Source organism: Brevibacillus ginsengisoli (assembly GCF_050113715.1).
In the GTDB taxonomy this organism is placed as follows: domain Bacteria; phylum Bacillota; class Bacilli; order Brevibacillales; family Brevibacillaceae; genus Brevibacillus_H; species Brevibacillus_H ginsengisoli.
Window position 1 is genome coordinate 370325 of sequence record NZ_JBNJQR010000001.1, and the last position, 22616, is coordinate 392940.

Consider the following 22616-nt stretch of genomic DNA (forward strand, 5'->3'; position numbering starts at 1 on the left):
ACCGTTTTAGGTGTCCGCCATGCGGTCATCTCGACTTTAATGAAAAACGTTGAGATGTTTTTTGCAAAAATAGAGGTTGAACATGCCACAAACGCATGCTATAATCCAAAACAATTAAATAAGTAACCTCACTTCCCATAACTGGAGTGAGGTAGAGGCGCGAAAACCAAGAGTACCCCCCGAAGATGCGGGCATTAGCAGGGTGTGGGAAAGGGGAATTCGCCGAAGTGCAACAGGCGGCCCGATGCTTGTTGTGCTGGGTCTGTGTTGAAGAAGCACAGAACTGTCAACGCTGTATCAAATCCTAATACAACGTTGGAGAGCTATCTCACAGAGGATGAAGGACTTCGTGTATTCACGTGTTGTGAATAATGCGGAGTTGTTCGCCGACGTGTCCAAGGGAGGGAGGCACTGGTATGTCCATAAGTAGGGCAACGACAGGTCTAACCTTGTTGTTGCCTTTTTTGTTTAGGTCATCAACCGAAAATATTGCGTGAATAATAAATAAGCTTACGTGGAAGTTATGGTATCAGGATAGGATCAGTGATTATTCGATAGGGGAGAGAAACCAGATGGGATTGATCGTGCAAAAATACGGAGGAACCTCAGTTGGAACGATTGAACGGATTATGCGGGTAGCAGACCGGATTATTGAGACGAAAGAGCAAGGAAATGACGTCGTAGTTGTTGTGTCCGCGATGGGCAAATCCACCGATGTGTTGGTTGACATGGCGAAACAAATCAGTGAACAGCCACCGGCCCGTGAGCTGGACATGCTGCTGACAACGGGTGAACAGGTATCGATCGCGCTGCTCGCGATGGCATTGGAGAGCAAAGGTCATGCGGCGGTTTCGATGACCGGATGGCAGGCGGGGATTATGACAGATTCCGTACACTCCAAAGCCCGTATCCAAGACATTGATAATCAGCGAATTCGAGAGGCGATTAGCCAAGGGCGCATCGTGATCGTGGCCGGGTTTCAAGGAATTACGGAAGCAGGAGAGATAACGACATTAGGTCGAGGTGGATCCGACACGACGGCTGTCGCGCTGGCTGCCAGTCTGGAAGCGAATAAGTGCGAGATTTTTACGGATGTGTCTGGTGTATTTACAGCTGACCCAAGAGTTGTTAAATCAGCTCAAAAGCTGGACAGTATCTCCTATGATGAAATGCTGGAGCTGGCAAATCTCGGTGCAGGCGTGCTTCATCCACGCTCCGTGGAGACAGCGAAAAAATATAAAGTGCGTTTAGTCGTACGTTCTAGCTTTACGAATGAAGAGGGTACTTATGTGGAGGAGGGTTCGTCAATGGAAACAGGAAGAGTGGTAAGCGGTGTTGCGCATGACGAGGACGTTGCCAAGATTACGGTTGTCGGCATGCCGGCCAAAGTAGGAACATTATCCCTTTTATTCAACACATTGGCTTGTGCTCAAGTGAATGTCGATATCATTATTCAAAGCTCGTATGATGCGGCTGAAACCAATATTTCCTTTACAGTCTCAGCGGATGATCTGACGCATGCGCTGGAGGTATTAAATCAGAAATCAGCCGAACTAGGGTTTGATTCGGTTGAATACGAACAGGGATTAACCAAAGTCTCGATTGTAGGCGCGGGCATGGTGACCAATCCAGGTGTGGCAGCGGAGATGTTCAGACAGCTGGCGGAGCAACAGATTTCGATTAAAATGGTCTCCACTTCAGATATCAAAATCTCCTGCGTCATCCCAGCAGAGTTCACTGGGCTTGCGGTGACCACATTGCACACAGCCTTTGGCCTGGATGTGGAAGAAGCTGCTGTGGTACACGGAATGTAAGAGAACACACACAAAGAAGACTGGAAGAAGCTCGTGTTAGATATTGACACTTTCCTCTTCCAAATCGTATGATGAATGAAATAATATGGATTCTCTTATCGAGAGTGGTGGAGGGACTGGCCCGATGAAGCCCGGCAACCCCGCAGTAGCGGAGAGGTGCTAAATCCAGCAGACGCGCGACGCAGAAGAACTGCAATGGACGCGTTTGGAAGATAAGAGCGGGTATCTGTCTATTCAGAAATCAACCCCTCTTCTCTTCGAAGAGGGGTTTTTACCATTTGCGTAAGCCCGCTAGAGAGGTGAGGGACGAATTCTTTTCGTCGGATAGTAAGGGGGAAAGCGTTGTGCAAAAAGCATTCATTGGAGATTTGCAGCTGGAATCGGGGGAAGTCCTTAAGCAAGTGGAGATCGGCTATCAGACGTATGGTACCTATGATCCCAACCGTGATAACGCGATTCTAGTTTGCCACGCTCTAACGGGAGACGTATATGCTGTAGGTGACGGGAGTCGTCCAGGCTGGTGGGAAGGACTTATAGGGCCCGACATGCCGATTGATACAAACGAATACTTCGTCATTTGCAGCAATGTTCTCGGTGGATGCTACGGCTCTACGGGGCCAGCCAGCTTGAATCCTGAGACGAATCGCCCGTATGGTTCCAGCTTCCCGATGGTCACGATCCGCGACATGGTGCGAGCGCAACGATGTTTACTGAGTGAGCTCGGTGTTCACCATCTGTATGCGGTAATGGGTGGCTCCATGGGTGGAATGCAGGTGTACGAATGGGCAGTTGAATTCCCGGAGATGATGAATCTGGTCATCCCCATCGCTACTTGTTCCCGTCTCTCGGCTATTGCCATCGCCTATAATGATGTCGGCAGGCAGGCGATCAAGAACGATCCCGAATGGAACGGCGGAGACTATTACCCGGGCGCAGGGCCATCTAAGGGCCTTGCGGTTGCCAGGATGCTTGGGATGATAACCTATCGGACGGCTGAATTATTTGAAGAGCGCTTCGGGCGCAGCTTCAAGCAAGAATCAGAGAATCACGCGTTGGATATTACCTTCCAAATCGAAAGCTATTTGCGCTATCAAGGGGAGAAGTTGGTCGAACGTTTTGACGCCAATTCCTATCTCGCCCTGCTGCGGGCAATGGACTCTCACGATATCGGCAGAGGACGTGGCGGTGCAGAGCATGCCATCTCCCGTATTCGAGCTACGGTACTTATGATCGGGATTACCGATGATCTCTTGTACCCGCTAGAGCATCAAAAGGAAATGGCCAATCTGATGCGCCAGAATGGTGTGGAAGTTGAATTTCATACACTTGAATCCAAATTCGGGCATGACGCTTTTTTGGTGGAGTTTTCTCGTATGGGGCGGATTGTCACACCGTACGTCAAGAAAGTAAGATCGTGATCAGGACTTCCGATTGTTTAGAATCCTCTGACTTGACGACTTCCAGATGGCCTTCCAATTCTTTTTGTAACCATTGGCTAATTGCACCTGCGATGATCCCGCACTCCAGCATTAACGAAGAGGTCAGTCTGTCTACTTCAATATGAGAAAATACGGAGTGTGTCAACGAGTAACGAAAGGAATGCTCGGTCTCTTCAAGGAGCTCTAGCTTCCCCAAGCCGAGACGAATGAACGGCAGGATCAGGTCATCCGCATTTTTTATCGAAATTTGCGATCCCACATCTTTTCCTAACCAGTACAGAATGGGGCCTTCGCTCTCGCCTAAAAGTTTGCGTGTCAAGCAATCTCTCAACATATGGAAACCTAGGTACGGCATATTCATTTGCTCCAAATGAGACATTGTTTGTCCAGAAAATAATGTGTAGAGCGGATCGACTATGCGCATGATGATTTCTCCTTTGCTCATAGAGTTGATTTACTAGTTTTCATATTCCAATCTATGAGAATTTTGAGAATCTGATGACAATATTCATATAAAAAAGAGAAAAATCTTTCTAGATAGAATGAGATCCCCCCTATAAAAGCCTGTCATAACAGGTGTATAGGAGGGTTTTTTGTTTTGCAACTAATATGATTCTATCGATGGATTTAGTCTATCCATTGGCTTGACGCTCTCAGGGTACAGGAGTACAATAGTTTTGGTCACATATTGGACAATCTTTTTTCCGTAATCCGACACAATTTTACATAATATTAACAAGCAACTCATTTGTAAGCGCCTACCTTTATAATGGAGGTGCACTCGATTCGTTGCTTGTGACAAACATGTGAAAGGACGTGTCAACCCAATTAATTTTGGGACAGGATTGCGAGGAGAAAGAGAGAGTATAGGATTTACAAAGACTATAGTTCACTGAGGGGGGACCCATGCATGGCTAATAGCCGGCAATTTGTACATCACAGGCTTCATTCTTTACTAGGTTTACTACCGATTGGTTTGTTCTTGGTGTTTCACTTAGTGGCAAACTACCAGGCAACTAAAGGTGCAGCAGCTTACAACGAAGTAATAGGTAATATCGACAAGGTTCCATTTATTCTTGTTCTCGAATTTGCTCTGATCTATCTGCCAATCTTCTTCCATGCGGTTTATGGCTTGTACATTGCCTTCCAAGCGAAGCATAACGTAAACAATTATGGCTATTTCCGCAACCATATGTTCATGTGGCAACGGATTACAGGTGTAATTACACTTATTTATATTTCCTGGCACGTATGGGAAACCAGAATTCAAAAAGCTCTTGGTGCTCAAGTAAGCTTTGACATGATGCATGATATTTTAGCGAATCCAGCGATGAGAATCTTCTATGGAGTGGGTATCGTGGCTGCGGTTTTCCACTTCTCTAATGGTATTTGGTCCTTCCTCGTTCACTGGGGAATTACTGTTGGACCGCGTTCGCAGCGAATTGCAGCATACTTCACTGTAGGTGTGTTCGTTGTCGTTTCTTTCATCGGATTGCGCGCGTTGTCGGCATTCGTTTAATAGGAATAGGGGGAAGCAATCATGGCCAAAGGCAAACTTATAATCGTCGGCGGTGGTTTGGCTGGTTTAATGGCTACCATCAAGGCGGCAGAAAAAGGTGTTCCAGTAGAATTATTCTCCCTCGTACCAGTGAAACGTTCTCACTCGGTTTGTGCTCAGGGGGGCATCAATGGTGCGGTTAACACCAAAGGGGAAGGGGATTCCACTTGGGAGCACTTTGATGACACCATTTACGGAGGAGACTTCCTCGCGAACCAACCGCCTGTTAAAGCAATGTGTGAAGCGGCTCCAGGGATCATCTACATGCTGGACCGTATGGGCGTCATGTTCAACCGTACTTCTGAAGGTCTTTTGGACTTCCGTCGTTTCGGGGGAACCAAGCACCACCGTACAGCATTCGCAGGCGCTACAACCGGTCAACAATTGTTGTACGCTTTGGACGAGCAAGTTCGCCGTTACGAATCGGAGGGCTTGGTTACCAAATACGAATATTGGGATTTCTTAGGGGCAGTTTTGGATGACGCTGGCGTGTGCCGTGGGATTACCGCACAAAACATGCGTACAAGTGAAATCAAATCTTTTGCTTCCGACGCTGTCATCTTGGCAACGGGTGGACCTGGAATTATCTTCGGTAAATCCACCAACTCCATCATCAACACAGGTACTGCAGCTTCTACCGCATACCAACAAGGCGTTATTTACGCAAACGGTGAGTTCATTCAGATTCACCCAACTGCGATTCCAGGGGATGACAAGCTTCGCCTCATGTCCGAATCTGCTCGCGGTGAAGGTGGACGTGTATGGACGTATCGTGACGGTAAACCTTGGTACTTCCTTGAAGATAAATACCCTGCTTACGGAAACCTTGTACCGCGTGACATCGCGACCCGTGAGATTTTCCACGTGTGCGTAGATATGAAATTGGGAATCAACGGAGAGAACATGGTATACCTTGACCTCTCTCACAAAGACCCGAAAGAATTGGATGTTAAACTTGGCGGTATCATCGAGATTTATGAAAAATTCGTCGGTGAAGATCCACGCAAAGTTCCAATGAAAATCTTCCCAGCCGTTCACTATTCCATGGGCGGAATGTGGGTTGACTATAACCAAATGACCAACATCCCTGGATTGTTTGCTGCAGGTGAGTGCGACTACTCTCAACACGGTGCGAACCGTCTGGGAGCAAACTCCCTCTTGTCCGCAATCTACGGCGGTATGGTAGCAGGTCCTAATGCGATCAACTATATCAATAGCTTGGATAAACACTCCAGTGATATTGCTAGCACACTATATGACAGCCACACCCAAAAAGAACAAGATAAATATGACAACATCCTGAAAATGGATGGCACTGAGAATGCTTACGTCATTCACCGTGAATTGGGTGAATGGATGACCGATAACGTAACGGTTGTTCGTTTCAACGATCGCCTGAAGAAAACAGACGAGAAAATTCAAGAGCTGATGGATCGCTACAAGCGCATCAACATCAACGATACGCAACGTTGGAGCAACTCTGGCGCTTCCTTCACTCGTCACCTGTGGAACATGCTTGCGCTTTCTCGTGTCATCACATTGGGTGCTTTGAACCGTAACGAGAGCCGTGGTGCCCATTACAAACCAGATTTCCCTGAGCGTAACGATGAGCAATTCCTGAAAACAACTATGGCGAAGTTCAACCCTAACACTCTTGCACCTGACATTTACTATGAGGATGTAGACATTTCCTTGATTCCTCCACGTAAACGCGACTACTCATCTGATAAAAAGGGAGGACATTAATCATGGCTGATAAGTTAGTCCATCTGATCATTACTCGCCAAGATAGTCCTGAGAGTGCACCTTATCAAGAAGAATTCAAAATCCCATATCGTCCAAATATGAACGTCATCTCCGCATTGATGGAGATTCAACGTAACCCACAGAACTCGCAAGGCCAAAAAACCAAACCAGTAGTTTGGGAATCCAACTGCTTGGAAGAGGTGTGCGGAGCTTGTTCCATGGTAATCAACGGCAAGCCGCGTCAAGCATGCAGCTCCTTGATCGACAAGCTGGAACAACCAATTCGCATTGCGCCAATGAGCACCTTCCCGGTTATGCGTGACTTGTCCATTAACCGTAACCGTATGTTTGATGCTTTAAAACGTGTTAAAGCTTGGATTCCAATCGATGGTACGTACGATTTGGGTCCTGGACCACGTATGCCAGAGGTAGAACGTCAATGGGCATATGAATTGTCCAAATGTATGACTTGCGGCGTATGCTTGGAAGCGTGCCCTAACGTCAACGAGAAATCCGCGTTTATCGGTCCGTTCGCAATCTCTCAAGTTCGTTTGTTCAACGAACATCCAACTGGTCAAATGAACAAACATGAGCGCTTGGAAGCGTTGATGGCTGATGGCGGTATCGGCGATTGCGGTAACTCTCAAAACTGTGTGCGTTCTTGCCCGAAAGGTATTCCATTGACTACTTCGATTGCGCACATGAACAAAGAGACAACCAGACACGCAATCAAATCTTTCTTCTTCTCCTAAGAATTGCAGCTTCAAAAGAACCCGGGCTTCGGCTCAGGTTTTTTTTTGTTAAATAAAACCCAGTCCACCAACTAGGTAGACTGGGTTTTTATGATTATTGGAGCTGTTTGCTTAAATTTAAGGAAGGGTAACGGTGAAGCTGTCAAATTTAATCTCTTTTCCTTGCACTGGCTTAAATTTGATTTCTTTTTCTTTCCCATTTTGATCAAACTCGACCCCGCCACCATTCGTAGGGAAGGACATATAAGGAGTGATTTTCAACTTTTTCACTTGCTTATCAACCGGATCGAAACGGAAGCTGCCTGTCAGATATGCTTTTCCATCGATGATTTGACCCGATCTACCGCCTGAATGAGAACCAATTTCTTTGCCTGTCGCTGCATCAACCGCTTTAAATTCCAAATAACTGGAATTATAATCAGTGTCTTTGGATACTGTATTAAAATTGAGCAGGATGCCCGCTGGACCTACTTTTAAATCCGAAACGGTAAGGTCAAAGGCTTCTCCCTGCCGCTTATAATCAATGGGAACGAGCTTCACGTCATTGTTAAGTTTTACAGGGAGATTGAAGTTCCACTTATTGCCGTTCTCAGCTTGGAAGGTTAAACCAAGTTGAAAATCTTTAGGCAGATTAGCAGGAGGAGTGACTTCTAAAATACCAGTTCGATAGGTCGGGGTTATTTGGTCTTCTTTAGAGCTTCCAGCGAATCCAATCGTCTCACCATTGATTGAGAGAGTTGGATTTAAATAAAGCTCTCCAACTGCCTTATCTGCTTTTATCGAGTAGCCGATAGAGAATCGTGTTCCATCACAGAATACTTCATCAATGGTAAGGGCGGTGCCTCCCACGACCTGTGGCTGGCCAACTACAGTGGTTAAACCTTGCTTGCTAACTTCCTTCAACCCGACATCCCCGAATTGACTAAATATCGAACCTACTACTGGAATTTTAGAGACAATGCTTGCCATAGCTGGTGACACGGCAGCCGAGCTAAGGAACAGGCCAAAAGCAACAACGGCTGCGCCAGTTCCATACAGAATTTTTTTTCGTTTCGGTTGATTTTTTTTCATAGTAGCCTCCTTAATGGTTTGCGAAATAATGGCGTCAAGCTTATCAACTGGGACTTGGATATCATCAATTTCTTGTTTAAACAAACGAACTTTTTCTCTCATCGTCATAAGCCCCCTTTAGTTTTGTTTTTAAAAGTAATAACCCACGGTGAAGATTGGTTTTTACGGTTCCTTCAGGACAGTTTAAAAACGTTGAGATCTGCTTGATCGTAAAATCTTTATAGTAACGCAAAAGCAAAACTGTTTTATATTTTTCCTCAAGCTCCTCCATGGCTTGAAGAAGGTCAATCTGTTCTTCAAGCTTCAAATGGCTGGTACTTCCAACGCCTTCAAGTATTTCATGACTCATCGGAACTACTTTTCGTTTCTTTTTGATATGGGCAATCGCTGTATTAATGAGAATTCGCACGAGCCACGAAGAAAAATAGTGATTCTCCTGAAGTGTGGAGATAGACACAAAGGCTTTATAGACCGTCTCTTGAAAGACCTCCAGCGAGTCTTCTTCATTCCGCATGTACACAAAGGCCATCTTGTACAATTTTTCTTTTTCTTCATGAATGAGACTTTGAAAAGCATCTGAATCGCCCTTCTTGGCGCGAGCGACTAGATCCAAAGTTGAATTCATTCGATTACACCTCCTTTTTTCCCTTATTAGAGAAAGCTGGGCAGTAAAACGTTTCAAATTTTTGTGTATATACTGAGATTCACTGTTCTTTCTTAATAAGTAACAAGCCCAAGTGCTTATTCTAGGCTTGGAAATTTTTCAAAACCTAAAGTGTTTTACGAAAGTAATGTACTTTAGGTTACTTCCGCCCGCGTAAGTCCGCCGGGGAAAAGAGTTCGTCACTGCAGCCTCCTTGCGAACTTCCACAGAGCTAAACGGGACGAACTCTTTTCTCCCCTCCTGTATACCTCCTCCCTTTCCATGGAAAACTGTTGACATGAAGAGTCGCAGGAGGCAGGAATGAAAAAATTGGTTCTCTTTTGTCTGATCTTATCCCTCGTTCTATACTCAAATCGTACAGTATCCACACTCAATTCAGTTGAAGTAATCAATCATGTGACGGCAAAAGCAAATCCCGATGATGCGCTTCGTAAGCAAGTCATTTCTGATTTGTATGAGACGATGCCTAGACAAGTCGTTCCTGAGCACTCCCGAGGAAATCAGCCGTCTCAGTCAGACGAGTGGGATACGCTTGGGCCTGTTATCCAGGGAGAAGAAGTGCAGCATGCCTCATCTACAACATTGGATATGATTGAGGCCCGTAAGGCATGGGAAACAGCTGGTGTAAAAGGAGAAGGAATGCTTGTTTCCATCATCGATACTGGCGTGAATCCCAAACATCCGGACATGGCGGCACCAAAGGATAAACGGCTAGCCATGCAAAAAACAGGGACCCCCAACAAAGTGATTACCGGCTACAACTGGGCCGACCGCAACCAACAAACCGTAGACGTCGGAGACTCTCAGCATGGCATGCATGTGGCGGGAATCGTAGCGGCGAATGGCAAGCTCAAAGGAGTCGCTCCTGAAGCCCAGCTGCTTAGCCAAAAAGTATTTAGCAATTACCAAGGAGAGGTCTCTGGATTAAGTGAGTCCATATTATTTGCGATAAACGACTCCATCTCCAAGAATGCCGATGTCATCAATCTAAGCTTGGGCTCCTCTGCCGGATATGTCGATGAGACAAGTGTGGAACAGTTTGCGATCAAAAAGGCGGTAGACCATGGCGTGGTTGTGGTGGCTGCGGCTGGTAATGACGCATACTTCGGAAGCGACAAGGTGCGAGCGGAGAACCCGGACTATGCCATGATCGGTTCTCCAGGAATTGCTCCTGATGCCTTGTCCGTAGCTTCTGCTAACGCAACCGTTCTCGCAGGGGTCAGCTTCAAAGTATTCGGGGCGGTGAATCTGGATCGTGTCGTTTATCTTGTAGGACGCCCTACCACTGGTGATCCTTTGAAGCCCACACAGTCCCTGCCGGAGGAACATGAAGTGGTATTTGTCGGCAAAGGCAAGAAGGAGGATTACAACATCTCCGTCAAAGGAAAAATTGTTTTGGTTGAGCGGGGGGATATCTCCTTTGAGGAGAAGCTGATGTTTGCCAAGGAGGCGGAAGCGTCAGGTGTCATCGTCTATAACAATCAGACAGGTCCGATAATCATGAGCGCGAATGAAACGAAGGGAATCCCAGCTGTATCGATATTGAAGCAGCCAGGAGAAGCGATGGCGGCTATTTTGAAGAAAGGAAAAAAGCTTAAGATCAAATTTGATGGTGAGTACGCTCAGAACAGTCTTCCCTATCCGAATGGCGGTACAATCTCGCTGTTCACTTCATGGGGTCCAACGCCAGATTTGCAATTCAAACCGGAAATAACCGCACCAGGCGGAGGAATTCTCTCAACGGTGTTACAGGATGATTACGCGGTCAAAAGCGGAACCTCGATGGCAACCCCCCACGTGGCAGGCGGAATGGCTTTATTAAAAGAGGCGTACAAGAAAAAAGCCCCCACTCTACAGGGACGCGCTTTGGTAGAAACGCTGAAAGCTGTTGCGATGAATACGGCAGAACCCATTATGGATCCACGTGAAAGCCCTTCATCGAATGATAAAGCCAAGCAGCTTCCAAGCGACAAGGAGTATCCGTATTCTGTGCGTGTCCAGGGAGCAGGGATGTTGAAGCTCGCCAAAGCGATTCAATCACCTGTGGTCATCACCGACCGCAAAGGAAAAGCGGGTGTCGCCTTGGGAGAAGTAGGGACATCCACAACCTTTTCGCTTTTTATTGAAAACAAGTTTGGCAAGAAACCGATCACGTATACGCTTAACGATCCGTACGGGGTACTTACTGATCTGAAAAAAGCGGGCGTAAACCTTATGCAGGAGGCAGCGATTCAAGGGGCAGCGGTCAGCTTTTCGACCAATAAAGTAACGGTTGCGCCTGGACAGCGCCAGGAAGTGAAGGTGACGCTCTTTATCCCAAAAGAAACGGAGAAAAACATCTTTGCGGAAGGCTTTATCAACTTTACACCCGATCAGGAGAATGTGCCGCAGCTTCATGTACCCTATTTTGCCTTTTTCGGGGATTGGGAAGAGCCTCGTATCATTGATCCTCCGATGTGGGACAAGAATAGCCAAGAGAAGCGCACGGGTGTCAAAACCACCTGGTATCGGGACAAGGAAAACGACAAGTGGAAATATCGGGATTATCTAGGGGTAACCGGTGTGGATGAGAACGGCATTGTCCAAATCGATCCGACGCATATCGCTTTCTCCCCCAATCAGGACGGGCATTATGACATAGCGGCACCGTCCATTACCTTTTTACGAAATGCGCGTCAAATCTCCATTGATATCCTCGACTCCAATGGCAAGCTTGTGCGGTCACTGGTTCATGATGTGAAGGTTTCGAAATTTGATCAATCCAAACTGGGTGTCCCTTATTATTACACGGAGAAAAAAGAGTGGAGCTGGGATGGACAACGTTATGATGCCGAAAAGGGTGAATATGTAACGGTTCAAGATGGTGCTTACCAATTCTTCATCCGTGCCAAGAATGATGGTCACCGCGCAAACTGGCAATCTATCTCGTTGCCGATCTATGTGGATACCAAAGCTCCGTCGCTTACAGCCTCCATCAGTGGCAATCGATTAAGCTGGGACACCAGGGACAAGGACGTTCAAGGATTCGTCCTGTATGCGGACGGTAAAAAAATAGGCGGACCCTATTCTGCTACCCAGCGAACTTCAATGGTTACCCAAGCTCAGAAGAAAATCACCTTGGTCGCATACGATTACGCTGGAAATATCACGATTAAACACGTGCGTGGACAAGGTGATCGGACGCCTCCAGCGATTACTTTTCCCAACAATATTTATGAGGCAGTCGTGGTAAGAAAGGAACCGCATGTGCCAATTCAAGGCAAAATCACAGGGGAGGATATGCTGGATCGCGTGAAGCTGTCTATAGCTGGGCACCCGATACCGATAGCGGAAGACGGCAGCTTTCAAACCGTGCTTACTTTGCCGGAAGGACTGAATTATGTTACGTACAGCGCGACGGACGTGTACGGAAACAACCGTCAGTTTACTCAACGAATCCTGATTGATGCCACGCCACCAGAGGTTCTATTGCAAAACGATGGAACAGAGTCGGTGTTGGTAGACTCTGGTACGAATAAAATGGTTCTGCCAATCCGTATCAGCTACAAGGACAAGAATTATAAAGGAAGCATTCGGGTGAATGGTGAAATGTTGTCCAACTGGGAAGAAGAGCAGTTGGAGCTTCCGTCAAGCAAAAGCTTCACTCACCTTGTCTCCTTACGGCAGGGAGATAACAAATTATTAATTGAAGGAAGAGATGATTCCGGCAACCTGACGTCGCTTCCGCTTCGTGTTTACGCCGAGCCTCGGGCAGGAACGCTTGTGCTGTACAATAAGGATAAACAAATCAAGTATCAAGCCAAAACCACACCTCCACCCCTCGTCGGATTTACCCAAGCCAATTACGAGGGGGAAGTAGGTGATACGATTATGGCCCAAGGACGAGTCACTTCCACGATCCCTGTGCAGCTGTTTGTGTATTACAAGGAGCATACACTGATGGCCGATGTAAATGATCAGGGCGAATTTCGTCTCCCACTAAGCGTCGACAAGTTGGGGAAAGAAGACGTCACCTTAGTGGTCACTGACTTGTTAGGCCGAGAAAGCAAAGTGATCGCTAACGTAATCGGGAAAAAAGAAGAAGAACAAAGAAAAGGGAATGCGCGCTAGCATTCCTTTTTTAACTTTAGGTAGAAAACGGAGTGATTACATGTTTTATCACGGGATTAATCGGGAATATATTCATCAGCAGTACCCGGTGCTTTCACCAAGAAGAAGTGTTTCCCAAAAAAATCAGGAGGAGCGTCTCGATCGGCAGCATCTCATTGAAAAGCTGGGGATTGAACCAATTCATCTTCTTGAGTCAAGTCAGGATTACCCTAAAGAAAGATGTATTGAGGTGTGCTTGGAATTTGGCGATACGGTACTGGAGTTTGCAAGTTTACCAGACCCCATGTGGCAATTAAGCCGTCATGAAGTCGGAACAATCGTACTGGATGTAAGAAAAGCGACAATGGTTTATGTGCAGCTTCTTGACGAATCACTGCTTACGCTGTTCAATTCCGCTCGAATCTCATTCATAAAAGGAAAGATTTAAGGAAAAAGCTTGTTTCTGCCAAATTCCGACACTATAATAGGTTTAAATGTGTCGAACATCACCACGAAAGGAGTAGTGTGACATGAAAGCTCAGTATCTTAATCCGTTTCTTGAATCGGCGTCTTTTGTGATTCAACAGATGTGTAATGTTGCACCGACACGTGGTGATCTGGACATTAAGGACGTACAACTGCATGACGACCATGTCTGGATCAAAATCGGGTTGACAGGTCAACTGAAGGGCGACGTAATTTTTGGAATTCACAATCAGGTCGCGATCCGCATTATTTCCGCAATGATGGGCGGATTCCCCATTCAGGAGATTGACGAGATGGGGAGAAGTGCGATTTCAGAATTAGGCAACATGATTTCAGGGAACGCCAGCACGATTTTATTTAATCAGGGAGTAGCGATTGATATTACGCCTCCTGAGCTTGTGGATGATCACAAGGTCTTGAAAGTAAACGGGAAGGCGTTAAGTGTCCCTCTTAATTTGGGTGAAATCGGAAAACTAGAGATCCAAGTCGTTGTTGCTCAGTGATGAACGGAACTCTCCTTGTTCGTTGGCAGGGGGGGTTTTTATTTTTCAGAAAAATAAAAAATGATAAAATCTTCTTTGATTTATAGCTAGTACAGGACAACTTGTAGTATTTTATGGTTTAGCAGGAGGTGTGCGAATTGTTAAAATACTTGCAACAAATCTTGGCTATTTTTTTCCTCGTACTTGTAGTCGCAGGCGCACCGCTTATACTGCAAGCCAGAGGGGAAGAGGTTTACTTTCAACCGGAGAGGTTTGTGTCAAATTCAGCTTATTTGCTGGACAGTATTTCGAGCGGTACGCTGGGAACCTATTACTTGGGAAGAAATGAACGTGATATTGCGGGAGATATTCTCCCCTACGCCGAGAACTCATTTTTGCTGCTCTTTTTTAGCTTGTTGATCGCCGTTTTTATCAGTATTTGTTTTGGGTTGTTCTTGCATCGGTTCAAGGCTGTTCATATCTATCAGAGAATTCTGGATTTATTTTCAGCTATCCCTGATTTTGTACAGGTGTTGTTCTTCATGCTGGCAGCCATCGCGTTCTACAAGGCAACGGATATACGGCTGATCACCTTGTCGCCGTTTAGTGACGCAAACAACAACTGGTTTCCAACCTTGGTCCTGTCAGTAGGGCCCACCCTGTACCTGATGAAAGTGGTCAGTCTCAAATATTATCAGACCTGCGGGGAGGATTACATTCGTACGGCCTTGGCCAAGGGGTTGAGCGTTCGGTACATTATTTTGCACCATGTGTTTAAAAATGTGAAACCGTTTCTCATCGCGGATCTCAAAAAAGCGATCTCGATTACAGTCGCCAACCTGTTTGTTGTTGAGTACCTGCTGAACGTCGTGGGGATTACCCGATTTATTTTCGGACCGTACCAATTTACTACCGCCTCCATCGGGTTAATGATCCTTTTGCTCTTATCACTGTTTGTTTATGTGCTGATTTGGTTGATATTATATCTGTTCGAGCGAGGTTTCATTTATGAATAGAGTTGGGAATCGATTGACACTCTGGCTTGGGGGATTGTTGGTTGTTTTTTTGTTTGTCCTTGCAATAATCGGACCTTATGTGGCACCCTATGATGTCAATTTTAAAGAAAAAGTACAAAACGTGATGGTGAACGGCAAGGCGACCATTATTAATCCGCCTCTGCCTCCCTCGGGTACTCATCTGCTTGGCACGGACAAATGGGGGTACGATATTCTCACCCTGATTCTGCACGGAGCCAAGTATACATTATTCGTAACGGTTGTTATTGCGGCGATGCGCATTGTGCTCGGAACCTGTATTGGCTTGTATATCGGAATGGCGGAGCGGAGGCAGAACTGGTGGCTCGCTTTGGAGAATGCCTGGAGTCATATCCCGCTGATTTTGCCGGTCTACTTCATTCTGTTGGGTGTCAATATTAACTCTCCGTTGTCTCAGGCACAATTGGTGATATTGTTTTGCGGAATTGTGGCGATATTGGGTATGCCTAGCGTGGTTTCGACGATCAGGCAGAAGACGGAACAAATCAAAGAGATGCCATTCATTTTGGCGGCCACATCGCTTGGAGCGGATAAAAACCGTTTGATTTTTCTGCATGTCTTGCCTCAATTGAAGGAACAGGTGATTATCGTGTTTGTGACTGAAATCATCTCGGTCATGACCTTGATGGGACAGTTGGGACTGTTCAACCTGTTTATTGGAGGGACGACCATGACAACCGATCCGGTCATCTATATATCGGATACACATGAGTGGGCGGGCATGGTTGGGCAAGCTCGCAGTTTTATTTACGGAAGCACGTGGATCTTCCTGGCACCACTAGGGGCATTCGTGGTTGCTATTACATCGTTCACGATTCTTGCCAAAGGGTTGCGTGACCGTTTCCAGCAAGCGTATTCTCGAACTCCCTATATGTAAAAAGAAACCGCCCCGTGTTACGGAGCGGTTTTTTCTTTAGAAGCCTCTGGTTTGACGGCTTTAGCCAGAAGAGAAGCGTAGGCTAGAGAACCATCCGGGTTGAGGTGAACTCCATCTGGATAGAAGTAAGCGCCTTTGCCGGCGCTTGCAGAGTACCAGTCAACCAGTGTCGTGTTGGGGAAGGTACTAGCCACATTGGCCAATGTCGTATTGACCACTTCTTCCCATGGTCGCGGCACACGTGTGTTGACCAGGATAATCTGCTCGACACCGTCAAGTGATTGGATCAACGAGATGAGTTGTTTGTCTGTGAATGCTCCGTTGGTCCCCAATTCGATGATCACACGGCTGCCCAGTTTACCTTCCGACTTAAGCTGATCCACGATCGCCTGCGCTTGATTAAATTGACGTCCAATTTTACCGTCTATTACAATGCCAGGCATTAGTTTGGTCAACTCTGGAGCGATGTCGACCATGACGGAGTCGCCGATTGCCGTAACTCCTTGACCGGAGATAGGTTTTGGAGTACCCACATTTTTCGGAATGGATTGTGGATTCGTTTTATTGGACGAAGGAGGGATCGGTTTGCTAGGTGACTTCTGTCCTGTTCTATTGGTCTCGCTTTTGATTGTCTCGGCTATTGGGTGATCTGGTTGTTCAGAGGGCTTCGAATCTTTTTTGGCCACAATTAACTGATGTTCTTGATGATCCGAAATCTCTGGTTGTACAGACCCCGTTGAACTGGCGGTAGCGACCGGAAAAAACTTGTCTGCGTTAATGCTTAACCCGCAGAAAAGGAGGAGCGCGCTTACCGATGCAACCCCTAGACTATAGGTGATTTTGTGTCTGCGCCATTGTCGGGATTTAATCTGTGACCATATTTTACCGAGAGCACCATGGCGTATGGGTTCCTCTATAAGCCGCCAGGAGATTGCGGAGAGTAAGATGGTTGCCATTACCTGAATAATTACAAGGGTGTAACTAATTCCGTCAGCATTGCTTACCGGGCTGGTCATTACAATGACAGGATAGTGCCATAAATAAATTCCATAAGAACGAACTCCTAGCCAACGTAAAGGCTTCACGCTCATTAGTTTTCCGAGGCGACTGGCAGGATGTGCAAGTGTGGCAACCACTAGGGCTGTAGCGATCGAAACCAACACCATGCCACCTTCATATAGAAAATCCTCATACTGATTGCTTTGCAGAATTGCCAAGAGCACAAAAACCAATCCAAGACTCCCCGCAAGATCAAGGATGAAGAGCGCTTTGGGAGCAATGTTGTTGGTTAGTTTTCGACTCGGCCAAATGATGGCGAGCGCTGCACCGATTAATAAAGCAAAGGCCCTGGTGTCTGTTCCGTAGTATATCCGACTTGGGTCCGTCCCTGGTACATACAGCCAAGCCATAGCGACTGCCGATAATGCCGCCAATCCGAGTGTCATTATGACCAACGGACCTCGGCGTGTAATAAAACGAAGTCCCACTGCAATCAATAACGGCCACAGCAGGTAAAACTGCTCCTCCACGGCTAACGACCAAAGATGGCCAAGCGGTGAGGGAGGCCCGAAGCTTTCAAAATAGGAAACCTGGTGAAAAATGAACCACCAGTTGCTCACGTACAATACAGCTGCCATCATATCCTTGCGTAATGACGGGAGCATTGAACGATCTGCCAACATCGTCCACATACCGACGATTGCCAACATAATGAACATGGCTGGAAGTAACCGTCTGGCACGGCGTATCCAGAAATCCTTTAAATCAATTCGCCCATTCCGACTCCATTCGGCTATGAGCAAATCGGTGATGAGGTATCCTGACAGTACAAAAAACATGCCAACACCCAAAAGTCCGCCAGGTGCCCACCCCAGGTGAAGGTGGTAAGCGATAACACTGAGCACTGCCACTGCACGCAATCCGTCCAAGCCAGCCATGTACCTCCCATTTCCTTTGAGCGGCTTAGGCATGCCAGTTACCCCCTCTAATTATGTACCCGCTTGTAAAAAAAATCCTGCATTGCCTTCCCCTAAAAAACTTTGCTTGCACCATTCGTATGCTTTCCATGTTGATTCTGCCCTTCTACTCACCAAATTCTATTCTCTAGGTCGAAAAACTGACATTCATAAATGTAACATAATCCGACAGGAGATAGGCATAAAAAATGATAGTATTCTCTTCCTAAACTGCACTTTTTTGATAAGTGCCGATTGGGTCCGCACAAAATGCTAAATTGCTACACGTATAGGAGACGCATGGAGGGTTTGTCTTGTTTCATAAGAATGCGAAGGATTTAAATTTTTTATCGAATGGATATTTATGGTAAAATATTCCGTGTGTTTCATGTTGAATGGTGTCAAAAAAGAGAGGGGATTATGAATAGTGCCACTGCTTGTTGTGATTCTTCTGTTTTTATTGCTGTTTTTGCTCAAAGTGGAAAGGGAGAAGAGGCATTATCGTGAACAAGTACGGAGTTTTCCTTCCATTGAGAATGTGGAGGGGGAAGTAACCAGAATAAAGCTGAGGAATCTAGGTCCGGGTCATATGATTAACTGTACGGTCATTTGCGCGTGGACTCTTCAAGATGATCAGGAAAAGCATACATGTATTCAGCAGATACCAATGATCGGTCAAAACCAGAGCCTCCTCATCGATGCAATTCAAGGTGATTTTGTTGAAGGACAAGCAGATTTGAATAGGGGTGGCATCAGCCAGTGCTCTTTCCAAATTGAATACGATACACAGGCGAGTGAGCGAATCCAATATTTTTATGATCAGGCAAAGAATCAGAACAGCTTGACAATCAAACACTCCATGAACTTGATTAAGTGGTTCGGAAATAAACAACTTATTTCGACTGAATATCATCCGCTTGAAAAAGTGAAAGCACCCGAGTAACCCATTGCTTTAAAAAGGAATAGACTATAAGGCAAAAGCCTAAAATCGCCTTAACACCGACACCACCACCCACCTTCTGTCATAGGATAAGGTGACTGTAAAATCCCTCGACCTTGTCCCTGTAGAGCCCACAAGGAGGGGTGGCACGATTGAAGGGTAGCGACCAAACCAAACCGTTATTGACTAATCGCGAAAGAGAAGTATTTGAGCTCCTGGTACAAGATAAAACGACAAAAGAGATTGCCGGACAACTCTTCATCAGCGAAAAGACAGTACGAAACCACATCTCGAATGTCATGCAGAAACTTGGCGTGAAAGGACGGTCTCAAGCAGTAGTCGAGTTGGTTCGACTTGGAGAGTTGAAAATTTGAGCCCGGACTTTTCCGTAAGTACCTCTCTTTCTTTAAGGAAGGGAGGACTTTTTTATTATGGGAAATTCGCGTAAGCCCGCTAAAGAAAAGACTTCGTCCGCGCGTAGCTCATTTTTTTCATTGAATTATTTTGGTTTTCTCATCAAATTCCCATGTTTCTTTTTCTGAAATCTCAGGTTGCTCCTCTAATATTGTCCTTGTAACAAGTGAGTCAATTACAAGGAGGATGAACAACGTGACGAAAAAAATGGTAAAGATGAATACAATTCTTGCTTCGCTGGTATGCGCATCACTTTTCGTAGGTGGACAAGCCCATGCTGAAAGCGAGTCAATTCATAAATCTTCCAGTCATAACCTCTCACAAACATACCAACAAAATCGAGAAGGCCAAGAAGCTCGAGAAGGCCAAGAAAATCGAGGATACCTACAAATTGGAGAATACCAATTAATCGGACAAAACTTTCTGGATTTACAAAACCTGAAAGATCTGCAGAACCTGAAATTTAATTTCAGTATTCCTAGCGAAACAAACGATAATAACAGCACGAACAATACGATTGACACAAGCAAAACAGGCAATACAAGCAATACAGGAAATACGAGTGATGTAAGCACACCAAGCAAGGCAAGTACTCCAAGTACTCCAAGTACTCCAACACCAAGTACACCGAGCAATACAGACACACTCAAGGCTCCAACAACGAATAATAGCGCACCTGCAGTGGATACTTCGGCAAGTCATGCCATTGCAATCGGAAATCAGGTGATTAAAGCCGGAGAGAAATATTTGGGTACTCCTTATCAATATGGTGCCAGCCGCTCCAGTAAGTCGACGATGGATTGCTCTTCATTTACGATGTGGGCATTTAAAGAAGGAGCAGGAATCGATTTGGGTAGAGGTGGAGCAAGATCTCAATACCTCAAAGGAACTCCAGTCTCCCGTCAGGATTTGCGAGTAGGGGATTTGGTCTTCTTCTCTACAGGAGCCACAATGAAATACCCAGCTGACTCTATTAAGCGAATTGGACATATTGGAATCTACGCTGGAAATAACAAAATTCTGCACACCTACGGAAAACCAGGGGTTACCTACAGCAATCTCTCAGGTTGGTGGGATACCCATTACGTTGGGGCGGTTCGTGTAATTAAATAGTGCTAGAAAATATGCTCTGTCCGCATTGGATAGAGCATATTTGTTATCTGTTCAAGTCTATAAACATCTGGGATCAGCAGTAAAATAGAGGTTGAAAAGATCCGGTCAGAAGGTCAAGATTAACCTATGAAATCTGTACGTGAAGATGGGGGGAGAAATTTAAGATGAGCAAAAAATGGAGCCTACTACTTCTTGCCGGAGTATTTACATCGATTGCCTGTTCCCAAGCTATTTCCGCAAGTGCGCCACAAGGGAAATCTCTGCTGCCTAAGAAAATCGACCACATTGTCGTTGTAGTGGAAGAAAACCACTCTCAGCAAGAAATTGAAGGAAATCCCAAGGCCCCTTATATGAATTCTTTAATGAAGGAAGGGGCATCTCTGACCAATTATTATGCCATTGAACACCCAAGTCAACCGAATTACCTGGACTTGTTCTCGGGTTCCAATCAAGGCGTGACCAACGATAAACAGCCCCAAAATAAATTTTCGACTGATAATCTTGGAGCAGAGTTAATCAAGCATCATTACAGCTTCGCGGGTTATTCGGAGGGCCTGCCCCAAGCGGGCTATAACGGTTTTTCTGCGGGGAGTGCCCGGGAAGGAATTTATGCTCGCAAGCATAATCCCTGGGTAAACTTTACGAATATACCAGTGGAAGCGAACAAGCCCTTGAGTCTTTTTTCGACCGATTATACAAAACTTCCTACCGTCTCCTTCGTTATTCCAAATATGAAACACGACATGCATGATGGATCGATTCAAGAAGCGGACGTATGGCTCAAAAACCATCTGGGCTCCTATGTCCAGTGGGCCAAATCCCATAACAGCTTGCTCATCGTGACTTGGGACGAGGATGATCGATCGCAAAAAAACAAGATTCCCACGTTCTTTGTAGGGCCTATGGTAAAGCAAGGAAAGTTTAAGGATCAAGCAAACCACTTTAATCTGCTTCGTACGATTGAAGATATGTATGGTCTGGGACATGCAGGGAAGAGTGCTTCTGTAGCGCCTATTCTTGGAATTTGGAAGTAGAGTCAAGCTGTACTGAATCCTTCCACCCGAAAATAAACTGGATGTGGGGGGAGGGTTCAAAGTGAGTGCAATGCGAAGGTCTATCCGAAGGCCCATCAATCGGGGAAAAAAACTGATGACAATGTTGATTGTCATCGTGATCCTACTGGTGATTACTTTTTTCTTGGCAGAAAAGCGAATTGAGCCGACCCTACTGCTCATCGCGACGCAAAAGACGGATCAGCTTGCTAAACAAGCTATGGCGGACTCTGTGACCAAGAGAATTGTACAGCAAGGGGTTGATTTTAATCAAATTGTGAATGTGCGCAAGGATAATCAGGGGAAAATTCAGGCGTTGGAGTTTAACTTCAAAGAATACGCCCGTATCGTAGGGGAGACGACCTCCAGAATCCAGAATAGCTTGAAAGAATATGAGGAAGACAAGGTTCAAATTCATATTCCGCTGGGAGTGGCAACGAAGAGTGTGTTTTTGGAGCATTTTGGCCCAGAGATTCCGGTTTCGTTCATGCCGATCGGGTCTGTCCGCACAAGATTGGAAACCGATGTGAAAGAAGCAGGAATTAATATGGTTCTCGCCACGGTCTACATTTTTGTCGAGACAGATTTGCGAATTGTCATTCCATTTGCCACTGAACAGCAAACCGTTACCACACGGATTCCTATCACTGAATCACTCATCGTGGGGAACGTGCCCCAGTATCTATACAACGATCCTTCTGGAAAACCAAATGTTCCGGTTCTCAAGGGGAAATAAAAAGATGGAAGGCAGACCACATGATGGGTCTGCCTTTTTGGGCAACTCGGCTCTGTTGTCGCCAAGGCTCGTCTAATAGCTGAGTTTTCAAATGGGTATAGTTGAGTTTTTGAGTGATTCGAATGAAGGTGTTAGTACGCCGAGGTAGAGCCTGAGTTGGGTTCCTCTGGGGGATGTATGGTCTGGGTTTCAGCGGTTTTACGTGTCTTGAATTGATCGGGCGAGCCAGTCGCATGAGTGCCAAGATTCTTCAGTTCTTCTTTTTCAATGGAAGAAGACAGGTTGTTTTGCGTCACGATTTTCAACTCCTCTCTTTCGGACGGACGCTTTTATTATCTGTGGTCTTTTTAAGTATCATGCAAAAAAAGCCAGA

20 protein-coding genes and 2 riboswitches are annotated in these 22616 nt (G+C 45.9%); of the genes, 15 read left to right on the forward strand and 5 right to left on the reverse strand.

The window, feature by feature from the left end:
* The first annotated feature begins 144 nt into the window (after positions 1-144).
* Positions 145-334, forward strand: a riboswitch (Lysine riboswitch).
* Between the two features lie 238 nt (positions 335-572).
* Together ACQCN2_RS01935 and metX are read left to right on the forward strand one after the other, a co-directional pair.
* Positions 573-1814 carry an aspartate kinase gene (locus ACQCN2_RS01935; protein ID WP_426927195.1) on the forward strand — a complete coding sequence of 414 codons (1242 nt, stop codon included), beginning with the start codon at positions 573-575 and terminating at the stop codon, positions 1812-1814.
* Positions 1815-1906: 92 nt separating this feature from the next.
* A riboswitch (SAM riboswitch) is annotated at positions 1907-2033 on the forward strand.
* A 125-nt stretch (positions 2034-2158) separates the two neighbouring features.
* Complete coding sequence (gene metX / locus ACQCN2_RS01940; RefSeq protein WP_426927196.1) at positions 2159-3232, forward strand: homoserine O-acetyltransferase MetX; 1074 nt, start codon at positions 2159-2161, stop codon at positions 3230-3232.
* Here metX and ACQCN2_RS01945 read toward each other — a convergent pair.
* Positions 3213-3677, reverse strand: coding sequence for a DUF2507 domain-containing protein (locus ACQCN2_RS01945; protein WP_426927197.1), 465 nt, complete (start codon positions 3675-3677; stop codon positions 3213-3215). The two genes, metX and ACQCN2_RS01945, sit on opposite strands and share 20 nt — an antisense overlap.
* A gap of 486 nt (positions 3678-4163) precedes the next feature.
* Between ACQCN2_RS01945 and ACQCN2_RS01950 the strand changes: the two genes are divergently transcribed.
* Genes ACQCN2_RS01950 through sdhB form a run of 3 tightly spaced genes read left to right on the forward strand, consistent with a single transcriptional unit; the run spans position 4164 to position 7309 of the window.
* The gene (locus ACQCN2_RS01950) at positions 4164-4772 is read left to right on the forward strand and encodes a succinate dehydrogenase cytochrome b558 subunit (protein ID WP_426927198.1); all 609 of its coding nucleotides are present in this window, start codon (positions 4164-4166) and stop codon (positions 4770-4772) included.
* 21 nt (positions 4773-4793) lie between these two features.
* Positions 4794-6557 carry a succinate dehydrogenase flavoprotein subunit gene (sdhA, locus tag ACQCN2_RS01955; RefSeq protein WP_426927199.1) on the forward strand — a complete coding sequence of 588 codons (1764 nt, stop codon included), beginning with the start codon at positions 4794-4796 and terminating at the stop codon, positions 6555-6557.
* A gap of 2 nt (positions 6558-6559) precedes the next feature.
* The gene (gene sdhB, locus ACQCN2_RS01960) at positions 6560-7309 is read left to right on the forward strand and encodes a succinate dehydrogenase iron-sulfur subunit (RefSeq protein WP_426927200.1); all 750 of its coding nucleotides are present in this window, start codon (positions 6560-6562) and stop codon (positions 7307-7309) included.
* 117 nt (positions 7310-7426) lie between these two features.
* Here the strand turns inward: sdhB and ACQCN2_RS01965 are convergent, their stop codons facing one another.
* Positions 7427-8482 carry a DUF4179 domain-containing protein gene (locus tag ACQCN2_RS01965; protein WP_426927201.1) on the reverse strand — a complete coding sequence of 352 codons (1056 nt, stop codon included), beginning with the start codon at positions 8480-8482 and terminating at the stop codon, positions 7427-7429.
* Entirely contained in the window at positions 8457-9005 is a 549-nt protein-coding gene (locus tag ACQCN2_RS01970) for a sigma-70 family RNA polymerase sigma factor (RefSeq protein WP_426927202.1), read from the reverse strand. Before ACQCN2_RS01970 ends, ACQCN2_RS01965 begins: the two co-directional genes overlap by 26 nt.
* 339 nt (positions 9006-9344) lie before the next feature.
* On the opposite strand from ACQCN2_RS01970, the gene ACQCN2_RS01975 reads away from it, so the two are divergent.
* From ACQCN2_RS01975 to ACQCN2_RS01995, 5 genes are all read left to right on the forward strand, one after another.
* Complete coding sequence (locus tag ACQCN2_RS01975; RefSeq protein WP_426927203.1) at positions 9345-13154, forward strand: S8 family serine peptidase; 3810 nt, start codon at positions 9345-9347, stop codon at positions 13152-13154.
* A 40-nt stretch (positions 13155-13194) separates the two neighbouring features.
* Complete coding sequence (locus tag ACQCN2_RS01980) at positions 13195-13581, forward strand: hypothetical protein (RefSeq protein WP_426927204.1); 387 nt, start codon at positions 13195-13197, stop codon at positions 13579-13581.
* Positions 13582-13663: 82 nt separating this feature from the next.
* Positions 13664-14122: a chemotaxis protein CheX gene (locus ACQCN2_RS01985; RefSeq protein WP_426927205.1), complete on the forward strand. Its 459-nt coding sequence runs from the start codon at positions 13664-13666 to the stop codon at positions 14120-14122.
* Between the two features lie 128 nt (positions 14123-14250).
* Positions 14251-15117 carry an ABC transporter permease subunit gene (locus ACQCN2_RS01990; protein ID WP_426927206.1) on the forward strand — a complete coding sequence of 289 codons (867 nt, stop codon included), beginning with the start codon at positions 14251-14253 and terminating at the stop codon, positions 15115-15117.
* A complete protein-coding gene (locus tag ACQCN2_RS01995; protein WP_426927207.1) occupies positions 15110-16033 on the forward strand; it encodes an ABC transporter permease in 924 nt (307 codons plus the stop codon). Before ACQCN2_RS01990 ends, ACQCN2_RS01995 begins: the two co-directional genes overlap by 8 nt.
* A 17-nt stretch (positions 16034-16050) precedes the next feature.
* Here ACQCN2_RS01995 and ACQCN2_RS02000 read toward each other — a convergent pair whose 3' ends face one another.
* The gene (locus ACQCN2_RS02000; protein ID WP_426927208.1) at positions 16051-18003 is read right to left on the reverse strand and encodes an acyltransferase family protein; all 1953 of its coding nucleotides are present in this window, start codon (positions 18001-18003) and stop codon (positions 16051-16053) included.
* Between the two features lie 412 nt (positions 18004-18415).
* Between ACQCN2_RS02000 and ACQCN2_RS02005 the strand changes: the two genes are divergently transcribed.
* The 5 genes from ACQCN2_RS02005 to yunB all read left to right on the forward strand — a co-directional run bounded on the left by ACQCN2_RS02005 (position 18416) and on the right by yunB (position 22243).
* On the forward strand, positions 18416-18931 hold the full coding sequence (locus ACQCN2_RS02005) for a hypothetical protein (RefSeq protein ID WP_426927209.1): 516 nt from the start codon (positions 18416-18418) through the stop codon (positions 18929-18931).
* 149 nt (positions 18932-19080) lie between these two features.
* On the forward strand, positions 19081-19302 hold the full coding sequence (locus tag ACQCN2_RS02010; protein ID WP_019120228.1) for a helix-turn-helix domain-containing protein: 222 nt from the start codon (positions 19081-19083) through the stop codon (positions 19300-19302).
* Between the two features lie 235 nt (positions 19303-19537).
* Positions 19538-20455 carry a C40 family peptidase gene (locus ACQCN2_RS02015; RefSeq protein ID WP_426927210.1) on the forward strand — a complete coding sequence of 306 codons (918 nt, stop codon included), beginning with the start codon at positions 19538-19540 and terminating at the stop codon, positions 20453-20455.
* A 164-nt stretch (positions 20456-20619) separates the two neighbouring features.
* Positions 20620-21489, forward strand: a complete 870-nt coding sequence (locus ACQCN2_RS02020) for an alkaline phosphatase family protein (RefSeq protein WP_426927211.1) — start codon at positions 20620-20622, stop codon at positions 21487-21489.
* A gap of 115 nt (positions 21490-21604) precedes the next feature.
* On the forward strand, positions 21605-22243 hold the full coding sequence (gene yunB / locus ACQCN2_RS02025) for a sporulation protein YunB (RefSeq protein ID WP_426927212.1): 639 nt from the start codon (positions 21605-21607) through the stop codon (positions 22241-22243).
* Between the two features lie 131 nt (positions 22244-22374).
* Here yunB and ACQCN2_RS02030 read toward each other — a convergent pair whose 3' ends face one another.
* Positions 22375-22539 carry a hypothetical protein gene (locus ACQCN2_RS02030; RefSeq protein WP_426927213.1) on the reverse strand — a complete coding sequence of 55 codons (165 nt, stop codon included), beginning with the start codon at positions 22537-22539 and terminating at the stop codon, positions 22375-22377.
* Positions 22540-22616 lie beyond the last annotated feature (77 nt).